This is a genomic window from Shigella sp. FC1661 (assembly GCF_001712525.1).
GTDB classification, from domain to species: Bacteria; Pseudomonadota; Gammaproteobacteria; order Enterobacterales; family Enterobacteriaceae; genus Escherichia; species Escherichia coli.
The window spans coordinates 1-9,579 of the sequence record NZ_MDGW01000062.1 but is presented as its reverse complement, the minus strand read 5'-3'; the positions used below and the strand labels follow the sequence as shown (position 1 = coordinate 9,579).

7 protein-coding genes and 3 pseudogenes are annotated in these 9,579 nt (G+C 51.8%); 5 read left to right on the top strand and 5 right to left on the bottom strand.

What is annotated here, in order from left to right:
• Together BFF42_RS04780 and yfaU are read left to right on the top strand one after the other, a co-directional pair.
• The coding region (locus BFF42_RS04780) for an IS1 family transposase (protein WP_000474469.1) at positions 1 to 256 on the top strand (256 nt) is incomplete at its 5' end.
• Positions 257 to 265: 9 nt separating this feature from the next.
• Positions 266 to 1,043, top strand: a pseudogene (gene yfaU, locus BFF42_RS04775) (2-keto-3-deoxy-L-rhamnonate aldolase).
• 40 nt (positions 1,044 to 1,083) lie between these two features.
• Here the strand turns inward: yfaU and BFF42_RS04770 are convergent.
• From BFF42_RS04770 to glpA, 4 genes are all read right to left on the bottom strand, one after another.
• Positions 1,084 to 1,986, bottom strand: a complete 903-nt coding sequence (locus tag BFF42_RS04770) for an ISNCY family transposase (RefSeq protein ID WP_000140570.1) — start codon at positions 1,984 to 1,986, stop codon at positions 1,084 to 1,086.
• A gap of 192 nt (positions 1,987 to 2,178) precedes the next feature.
• Entirely contained in the window at positions 2,179 to 3,369 is a 1,191-nt protein-coding gene (gene glpC, locus BFF42_RS04765) for an anaerobic glycerol-3-phosphate dehydrogenase subunit GlpC (RefSeq protein ID WP_001000359.1), read from the bottom strand.
• Positions 3,366 to 4,625: a glycerol-3-phosphate dehydrogenase subunit GlpB gene (gene glpB, locus BFF42_RS04760; protein WP_001209906.1), complete on the bottom strand. Its 1,260-nt coding sequence runs from the start codon at positions 4,623 to 4,625 to the stop codon at positions 3,366 to 3,368. The genes glpC and glpB overlap by 4 nt, the downstream gene beginning before the upstream one ends.
• Entirely contained in the window at positions 4,615 to 6,243 is a 1,629-nt protein-coding gene (gene glpA / locus BFF42_RS04755; RefSeq protein ID WP_000857257.1) for an anaerobic glycerol-3-phosphate dehydrogenase subunit A, read from the bottom strand. Before glpA ends, glpB begins: the two co-directional genes overlap by 11 nt.
• Positions 6,244 to 6,515: 272 nt before the next feature.
• Here glpA and glpT point away from each other — a divergent pair, with 272 nt between their 5' ends.
• Positions 6,516 to 7,874, top strand: a complete 1,359-nt coding sequence (glpT, locus tag BFF42_RS04750) for a glycerol-3-phosphate transporter (RefSeq protein WP_000948732.1) — start codon at positions 6,516 to 6,518, stop codon at positions 7,872 to 7,874.
• 4 nt (positions 7,875 to 7,878) lie between these two features.
• Positions 7,879 to 8,955, top strand: a complete 1,077-nt coding sequence (gene glpQ / locus BFF42_RS04745; protein ID WP_000779090.1) for a glycerophosphodiester phosphodiesterase — start codon at positions 7,879 to 7,881, stop codon at positions 8,953 to 8,955.
• 41 nt (positions 8,956 to 8,996) lie between these two features.
• On the opposite strand, the pseudogene BFF42_RS04740 reads toward glpQ, so the two are convergent.
• Positions 8,997 to 9,239: pseudogene (locus BFF42_RS04740) on the bottom strand (LysR family transcriptional regulator); the annotation flags it as partial.
• On the opposite strand from BFF42_RS04740, the pseudogene BFF42_RS27525 reads away from it, so the two are divergent.
• Positions 9,234 to 9,338: pseudogene (locus BFF42_RS27525) on the top strand (hypothetical protein); the annotation flags it as partial. The pseudogenes BFF42_RS04740 and BFF42_RS27525 sit on opposite strands and share 6 nt — an antisense overlap.
• Positions 9,339 to 9,579 lie beyond the last annotated feature (241 nt).

Genomic DNA, 9,579 nt, shown 5'->3' with positions numbered 1-9,579 from the left:
GGGGCGTCTTATGAGCTTGCTGTCACCCTTTGACGTGGTGATATGGATGACGGATGGCTGGCCACTGTATGAATCCCGCCTGAAGGGAAAGCTGCACGTAATCAGCAAGCGATATACGCAGCGAATTGAGCGGCATAACCTGAATCTGAGGCAGCACCTGGCACGGCTGGGACGGAAGTCGCTGTCGTTCTCAAAATCGGTGGAGCTGCATGACAAAGTCATCGGGCATTATCTGAACATAAAACACTATCAATAAGTTGGAGTCATTACCCGTTTACGCAAGGGCGAAGTGCAAATTGGTCTGTGGTTAAGCTCGACTACTTCTTATATGGCAGAAATTGCCGCTACTTCCGGTTATGACTGGTTGCTGATTGACGGGGAGCACGCGCCAAACACCATTCAGGATCTTTATCACCAGCTACAGGCGGTAGCGCCCTATGCCAGCCAACCCGTGATCCGTCCGGTGGAAGGCAGTAAATCGCTGATTAAACAAGTTCTGGATATTGGCGCGCAAACTCTATTGATCCCGATGGTCGATACTGCCGATCAGGCTCGTCAGGTGGCGTCTGCCACGCGCTATCCTCCCTACGGTGAGCGTGGTGTTGGGGCCAGTGTGGCACGGGCTGCGCGCTGGGGACGCATTGAGAATTACATGGCGCAAGTCAACGATTCGCTTTGTCTGTTAGTGCAGGTGGAAAGTAAAACGGCACTGGATAACCTGGACGAGATCCTCGACGTCGAAGGGATTGATGGCGTGTTTATTGGACCAGCGGATCTTTCTGCGTCGTTGGGCTACCCGGATAACGCCGGGCACCCGGAAGTGCAGCGAATTATTGAAACCAGCATTCGGCGGATCCGTGCTGCGGGTAAAGCGGCTGGTTTTCTGGCTGTGGCTCCTGATATGGCGCAGCAATGCCTGGCGTGGGGAGCGAACTTTGTCGCTGTTGGCGGTTGACACGATGCTCTACAGCGATGCCCTGGATCAACGACTGGCGATGTTTAAATCAGGCAAAAATGGGCCACGCATAAAAGGTAGTTATTGATATCAAAGGCCCATGGGGATCGGCTGTGGGCCTGTGTTAATTAGTGGTTATTCGCTGCCAGATCGGCTTCGCTTAGCTGGGTGGCCGCGAGCACCTGGTCACGATCAATGCCCTGTTCCAGCATGCGCAAAGCAATTTTAATGGCTTGTTCATGCATACCTTCCTGCCAGCCAATTTGATGCCCTTCCTGCCGTAGCCGTTCAGCAATAGTCATTAATCTCTCCTTTTGTAGTGGTGAACGTTCGGCAATCTCCTCAATAAAACGGGTGAAACGGGAGGTATCGCCGCATTGCAGCAGATAATTAAACAGTGTTTGTAGCTGGCTGTCATTAGTGAAGCCTCTAACCAAAAGCGTGGTGATCCTGTCGACCATGCCGATTAAATCGCGGTCGCGAATATGCTTTTGAATCAGTTCCAGCAGAGCTATACGCCGATGTTGCATGATCTCATCGTCAGGTACGATGGTGATATCCACCAACGGAAAAGCTTCGGTGTACAACTGCCGGGCAAGTTGCGGATCGTCAAACTCATCCAGCCAGTTAAGTGAGTACGGGTAGGGCGATGTTTCGCCATGATAAAACAGCAATGGCACCACCAGCGGAACTCTGTCATAGCCTTTATCCAGGTGACGCTGCATGGCGGCAGTGGCATAGCGCATTAGCCGAAAAGCCATATTCTTTTCTGCAGAGCTTTGATGTTCAATCACGCAGTAGATATAGCCGTCACCGTCGCTGGTTTCCACGGACCACAAAACATCCGAGTAGTAAGCGCGTAAACTTTTTTCAATAAAACTAGTGGGTTCCAGGCGTAAGGTTTGCAGGTTGCAAAGCTTGCGCAGTGGTTCTGGTAAATGTATTTCGAGAAAATCCCGTGCGGTTTCGGGTGTGAACATAAAGGTTTTAAATACCGCATCATGCGGGGAGGAGGTTGTTGATTCGGTCATGGTTGTCCGTCACCTGATATTTATGATGACGCGACATTACGGTTATCCCAGGCCTTTGACATCTGCCAGTTTCAGCCTTTGCGAGACGTTTTCAGAGGAATTTTCACTGCGTTGCAACGCATACATTGGGCACGGAATCGTGTACGCAAAAATGCCCGGTAACCACATGCTTACCGGGCATCAGAAAGGAGTTTAAGCCAGCGCCTGGGCCAGTAGCGTAATCGGATGTTCGCAGCGAAGACTTGTGGACATCTCAATCTGCCATTTACAGGTTTCGCAGTCGGTGACCACCAGATCTGCGCCGCTTTCTTCTATCTGGCGGAACAGTGGTGCGCCGATGGCTTGTGAGGTGGGGTAGTTCTCTTTTTTGAAACCGTAAGTACCCGCAATACCGCAGCACTGGGAATCCAGCACCGTTAACTCAAGCCCCGGGATTTTACGCAACAGCTCCAGGGTGTAGAGCGTCCAGCCCATTTTTTCCATATGGCACGGAGTGTGATAAACCACTTTCAGCGGCAGCGGTTTCAGCGGTAACGTTTTGCCTTCGTCCAGCTTGCGCCACAGCCAGCGGGTTGCCAGTTCGATATGATCGCGCAAGCCTTTGTTGTCGACATTCAGCACTTCCGGGTATTCGTCGCGCAGGGCAAATGTACAGGTTGAGGAGGTGGCAATCACCGGAATGCCTTTTACTCCCACAGCTTCGCGGATCGACTCTACATTCGTAATTGCCTGTTTGCGTGCTTTATCGGTAAAGCCGTTGGCGATTAGCGGTACGCCGCAGCATTTTTCTTTGCTGAGCAGTTGTACACCGGTACCCATTGCGTTGAGCACTTTAATTAAATCTTTACCTAACTGCGGATGGTTGTAGTTAACGAAGCAGCCGTGAAAGAAAGCGACCTGGTCTTTATATTGTGCTTGCTGAGCCGCTATGCTGCGATACCAGCGACGGAACGTGCCGAAGGAGTATTTCGGTAGCGTGCGACGATGATCGATTTTTAACGCCGCATCAAGCAGCTGCCGCACCGGTTTCAGCGAGGTAGCGGTGTTGACGATTGGTGCGAACGGCGTGGAAACGCTACCCATCAGGTCGGTATGACTCAACACAAAATTACGCAGCGACGGGCGCGTGGTGTCATATTTTGCCCGCGCGCGCTGGATAATATCGCCAATCTTCACATCGGACGGGCAGGCGACTTCACAACGTTTGCAGTTGATGCAATATTTCAGCGCCTCGTCATACAGTGCGCCATCTTTCAAACGCAGACGCTCGCCATCCGGCCCGGCTTGTTTTGGCCCTGGATAACCGGGATTCACCCGGCTCACCGGGCAGGCGGTGGTGCAGACGGTGCACTTAATGCAGTTTTCGAAGCTGGTGTCGTTCATTGTTGGCCTCCTGCGCGTTGGGCAATCTGTTGAGCGGCATGTAAAGCACTGACGGCACAAACACCGCCGCCGCATCCCTGGGCGATGGGATCAAATCCGCCCAGCACCGAACCGATGGCAAACAGGTTCTCAATGGTTTGCCCTGCCTGCGACGGGCGTAGCGTCTCATCAGTGGTTACACCGAACTGCTGCCACGGTTGCGGCGCAAAAAAATCGCCCTTATACCATTCACCCCGCGTGGCGGTTTGTAGCACATCAAGGCCGAGAATCGGCTCGCGAATGCCGTTACGTTCCGCTACCAGTCCGCCACTAAAGAAACTGCCGCTGGCGAGAACCGCGAAATGTGGACGTAGCGGAATATCGGCGTGATTGCGGGTCCAGATTTCATTCACTACGCCATTTTTACAGGTCACTTTTTTCACTTCATCGCCCGGCATCCACACGCCACCCTGGCGCACAAACTGGCGCTGTAACTGGTTTTGCAGACGAATGCCCAGCACGGAAGGCGGCAGCGTTGGCAAAAGCATCAGTGAACAAGGTAGTTTTTCATTCAACCAACGCCACAGTTTGTCATCGGCCAGGCCGAAGCAGGCAGGCATCAGGATCATTTCGCAGGTATTGGCGACAGGAATAAGCGCATCAAGTAACAGCGGCCAGTTTTCTTCATTATCAAGGAAACGGGCGATATTCACAGCGCGAAATTCGGTGGCGTTATTGCGCAGGACATCCAGTTCCGGCAGCTCTATTTCTGCGGTTTCAACCGAAAGATCCAGTTCGCGCAACGAAGCCGCCGCAAGATGCGCCTGAAAATCCATCAGGCCGCTTATCCCGACCACACATATTTTCTTCGCGGGCAACGGCCAGACGGGGACTTCTGGTGAACTTAGCCAGGTAGAGCGCAGAGTGCCGAGCGGCGTAATCCGCTGGTGAGCCAGTTCTACGCTGCCCTGCAATTGCGCACCGCTTTCAGCGATTAATGCCTGCGCCTGGCAAGCGAGATCGAGCACGCGTTGTGGCCCGAGAAGAGAGTAAGGATGTGCAGGTGCCTGCTGACGCAAAGATTCCAGTCCACTGTGAATGTCTGCCACGGGTTGACCATCTGGCAGATGGCTCAGCAAATCCAGCGAACCGGATGAGAAATGCAACGCGCTTTGACCACGCGTGACAATGGCACAGCGCAGGCCGTGTTTTTGCAGTTGCAGGCCACAGAGTAATCCGGCGAGGCCGCCGCCCATAATGACAGTATCAAAGCGCATCTTTCTGCTCCTTCTCCAGACCACACAGTCCCTGATAAACCCAGCGGGTAAATTCGCTTTCGCGCAGTGCGTCTCCCCAGGCGATGGGTTGCACGCCTTTCCAGCGTTCGTTAAGGAAGGTGGAAAGTTGCTCGATAGATTGCGCGGACGTCGTGACGTTAAACCGTTGCAGCAGTCCGGCAGCGCGGCAGGCGCAGAGTTCGCCCTGGCAGGTGCCCATCCCCACACGGGTACGACGGCGTAAATCCAGCAGGCTATTAACGTTTAAATTTTCTACCGCGTACTGCACTTCACCCGCAGTTACCGCTTCGCACTCACATACCAGGCTACGGTGCAGACGGCCTTCGCTCAGCCAGGCAGGCGTGCGATCGCCATGACGATAAACCGCAGAACCGCGCAGCGGGGCAGGCAGGGAGATGACTTTACGCAAGGTAACTTCAGCGGGTTCTTGTGAACCAGGCAGTGCCAGATCGGCAGTCGTACAGGGGCGCGTGTTGCCCAGTTTGCGGCATACCGCGTCGGTAGCCCATTCAGCCATCAGCCGATAGGTCATCAGTTTGCCACCGGTGATGGTGATAAATCCGTCCAGACCATCGCGTTCAGCATGGTCGAGCAGCACGATGCCACGGCTGACGTTACGTCCGCTCGGATCGTCATCGCTGGCAACCAGCGGGCGCACGCCAGAATAGGCCCGCAAAATGCGCGTTTTCGCCATCACGGGGGCCAGTTTTTCCCCTTCACGCAGCAGAATATCAACCTCTTCTGCCGTCACTCGATTATCGTCAATCTCGTTGTAATCAATACGTAAAGAGGTGGTACCAATCAGCGAAATGGTATCGCCAGGCACCAGAATATCGGCGTCGGAAGGTTTACGGCAGCGGTTGATCACATGCTGGTTAATGCGGTGATCCATGATCAGCAGCGATCCTTTCGCCGGGAACATGCGAATGCGCAGATCGGCATATTCGGCAATGTGTTGCCCCCAGATCCCAGCGGCATTAACCACGACAGGTGCATGAAGGGCCTGAGTTTCGCCGGTGAGATGGTTACGTACACGAACACCGCACACCGTCGCGCCTTCACGAATCAGCCCCGTGACTTCATGAGCGGTAAGGATAACGGCACCGTGTTCTTTGGCATCCAGCATGTTTGCTGCGGTCAGACGAAATGGATCAACGGTGCCATCCGGAACTTTCACCGCGCCAATCAGTGCCGGGTTAACGGCAGGTTCGATAATGCGCGCTTGCTGCGGGTCTATAGCTTCTGCGCTGATCCCTGCTTCTTCGCAGGCGCGAATAAAAGTGGCCTGGAATGAGAGGTCATCTTCCGGCAGGGTGATAAACAGGCCGTTGGTTGGTTCAACGCAGTGACGTGCAATGCGTTTCAGGATCTGGTTTTCACTAATGCATTCGCGGGCCGATTCCGCATCGGTTACCGCATAGCGCGCACCGCTGTGCAGCAGGCCGTGGTTACGCCCGGTGGCACCGGTTGCGATGTCGTGGCGCTCAACCAAAATCACGCGCAGCCCGCGCAGGGCACAGTCGCGGGCAATCCCGGCTCCCGTTGCGCCGCCGCCAATGATAATCACGTCACTTGATTGCGAGTCGCGAGTTTTCATTGTTATCCCTCTGAAGTTCGTTTTTTACCATTTAGCCATAGTAAAAACATGAATTGTTTGATTTCGCGCATGTTCGCTCATAATTCGAAAGTGAAACGTGATTTCATGCGTCATTTTGAACATTTTGTAAATCTTATTTAATAATGTGTGCGGCAATTCACATTTAATTTATGAATGTTTTCTTAACATCGCGGCAACTCAAGAAACGGCAGGTTCTCTCACTGAATCAGGCTGTTAATCATAAATAAGACCACGGGCCACGGAGGCTATCAATGTTGAGTATTTTTAAACCAGCGCCACACAAAGCGCGCTTACCTGCTGCGGAGATCGATCCGACTTATCGTCGATTGCGCTGGCAAATTTTCTTGGGGATATTCTTTGGCTATGCGGCTTACTATTTGGTTCGTAAGAACTTTGCGCTTGCTATGCCTTATCTGGTCGAGCAGGGATTCTCTCGCGGTGATTTAGGTTTCGCGCTTTCGGGGATCTCGATCGCTTATGGATTTTCGAAATTCATAATGGGTTCGGTATCAGATCGCTCGAATCCGCGCGTTTTCCTCCCCGCAGGTTTGATTCTGGCGGCGGCAGTGATGTTGTTTATGGGCTTTGTGCCATGGGCGACGTCGAGCATTGCGGTGATGTTTGTACTTTTGTTCCTCTGCGGTTGGTTCCAGGGGATGGGGTGGCCGCCGTGTGGTCGTACTATGGTGCACTGGTGGTCGCAGAAAGAACGTGGCGGCATTGTGTCAGTGTGGAACTGTGCGCACAACGTTGGTGGTGGTATTCCGCCGCTGCTGTTCCTGCTGGGGATGGCCTGGTTCAATGACTGGCATGCGGCGCTCTATATGCCTGCTTTCTGCGCCATTCTGGTGGCATTATTCGCCTTTGCGATGATGCGCGATACCCCGCAATCCTGTGGCTTGCCGCCGATCGAAGAGTACAAAAATGATTATCCGGACGACTATAACGAAAAAGCGGAACAGGAGCTGACGGCGAAGCAAATCTTCATGCAGTACGTACTGCCGAACAAACTGCTGTGGTATATCGCCATCGCCAACGTGTTCGTTTATCTGCTGCGTTACGGCATCCTCGACTGGTCACCGACTTATCTGAAAGAGGTTAAGCATTTCGCGCTGGATAAATCCTCCTGGGCCTACTTCCTTTATGAATATGCAGGTATTCCGGGCACTCTGCTGTGCGGCTGGATGTCGGATAAAGTCTTCCGTGGCAACCGTGGGGCAACCGGCGTTTTCTTTATGACACTGGTGACCATCGCGACTATCGTTTACTGGATGAATCCGGCAGGTAACCCAACCGTCGATATGATTTGTATGATTGTTATCGGCTTCCTGATCTACGGTCCTGTGATGCTGATCGGTCTGCATGCGCTGGAACTGGCACCGAAAAAAGCGGCAGGTACGGCAGCGGGCTTTACCGGGCTGTTTGGTTACCTGGGCGGTTCGGTGGCGGCGAGCGCGATTGTTGGCTACACCGTGGACTTCTTCGGCTGGGATGGCGGCTTTATGGTAATGATTGGCGGCAGCATTCTGGCGGTTATCTTGTTGATTGTTGTGATGATTGGCGAAAAACGTCGCCATGAACAATTACTACAAAAACGCAACGGAGGCTAATGGCATGAAATTGACGCTGAAAAACCTTAGCATGGCGATCATGATGAGCACTATAGTCATGGGAAGCAGTGCAATGGCGGCGGACAGCAACGAAAAAATAGTCATCGCCCATCGCGGTGCCAGTGGATATTTGCCGGAGCATACGCTGCCAGCAAAAGCGATGGCGTATGCGCAGGGAGCGGATTATCTGGAACAGGATTTGGTGATGACCAAAGACGACCATCTGGTTGTTCTGCATGACCATTATCTCGATCGTGTTACTGATGTTGCCGATCGTTTCCCGGATCGGGCGCGCAAAGACGGTCGTTACTACGCGATAGATTTCACGCTGGATGAAATTAAGTCGTTGAAATTTACCGAAGGTTTCGATATTGAAAACGGTAAAAAAGTGCAGACTTATCCGGGGCGTTTCCCAATGGGTAAGTCCGACTTCCGGGTGCACACCTTTGAAGAAGAGATTGAATTTGTTCAGGGGTTAAATCACTCTACCGGGAAAAATATCGGTATTTATCCAGAAATCAAAGCGCCGTGGTTCCATCATCAGGAAGGGAAGGATATTGCGGCAAAAACGCTGGAAGTGCTGAAGAAATATGGTTACACCGGTAAAGACGATAAAGTTTATTTGCAATGTTTTGATGCTGATGAGCTGAAGCGTATTAAGAATGAGCTGGAACCCAAAATGGGCATGGAGCTCAATCTGGTACAGCTGATTGCCTATACCGACTGGAATGAAACGCAGCAGAAACAGCCGGATGGAAGCTGGGTTAATTACAACTACGACTGGATGTTTAAGCCGGGTGCCATGAAACAGGTGGCGGAATATGCAGATGGTATTGGTCCGGATTACCATATGTTGATTGAGGAGACATCGCAGCCGGGTAATATCAAACTCACTGGCATGGTGCAAGATGCTCAGCAGAATAAACTGGTAGTGCATCCTTATACCGTGCGGTCAGATAAACTGCCTGAATACACTCCTGATGTGAATCAGTTATATGATGCTCTGTATAACAAAGCGGGTGTAAATGGGCTGTTTACTGATTTCCCTGATAAGGCAGTAAAATTTCTTAATAAAGAGTAATGTTACTGCAGGATGGCGTTCATGCGCCATCCTGTCTCATATCAAATTTTTCCAATCGCCACTAATTGTTCCATGCACATTTGTAGTAAAAACAGTGGACTGCCTTCTACCGGCTTTTCTTTAGCCAGCAACGAAATCTGTCGATAGAAAGTTGGTTCGAGAGGAACGGAACACAATTCACCTGCAATGCTTTTCAGCGTTAACTCTGGTTGTAAGGCGATGCCTAATCCCTGTCGAATAAAATTCATCGCTGTATCCGCCTGATTAAATTCACATTTTATCTGCTGGGCGCACTATTAGTGGTAGTGGCTGGTGGAATCTATGCGCTGCAAATGAAGGGTAAAAGCGGTGTCAAGCTAGTAGTGGCAAAAGAAATTCATTAATACGACACGTTTCATTAAGATTTTCGTAAGCGTACAGCCTGAACCGTCTGGTCAGAATCTGACGAATTAGACAAAGTGGTGTCCACCAAATAAGTAGTGGGAACCAAAGTGTCAGATATGCAGAAAAATGTGAATCCCGGCAGGCGAAAAGGCTGCCCTAATTATCCTCCCGAATTTAAACAGCAGCTCGTTGCTGCCTCCTGTGAACCCGGGATATCCATCTCAAAACTTGCTCTTGAAA

Coding starts and splice junctions, on each gene's coding strand:
- BFF42_RS04770 (WP_000140570.1), bottom strand. CDS start 1,986: ATGACCGAATCAACAACCTCCTCCCCGCATGATGCGGTATTTAAAACC.
- glpC (WP_001000359.1), bottom strand. CDS start 3,369: ATGAACGACACCAGCTTCGAAAACTGCATTAAGTGCACCGTCTGCACC.
- glpB (WP_001209906.1), bottom strand. CDS start 4,625: ATGCGCTTTGATACTGTCATTATGGGCGGCGGCCTCGCCGGATTACTC.
- glpA (WP_000857257.1), bottom strand. CDS start 6,243: ATGAAAACTCGCGACTCGCAATCAAGTGACGTGATTATCATTGGCGGC.
- glpT (WP_000948732.1), top strand. CDS start 6,516: ATGTTGAGTATTTTTAAACCAGCGCCACACAAAGCGCGCTTACCTGCT.
- glpQ (WP_000779090.1), top strand. CDS start 7,879: ATGAAATTGACGCTGAAAAACCTTAGCATGGCGATCATGATGAGCACT.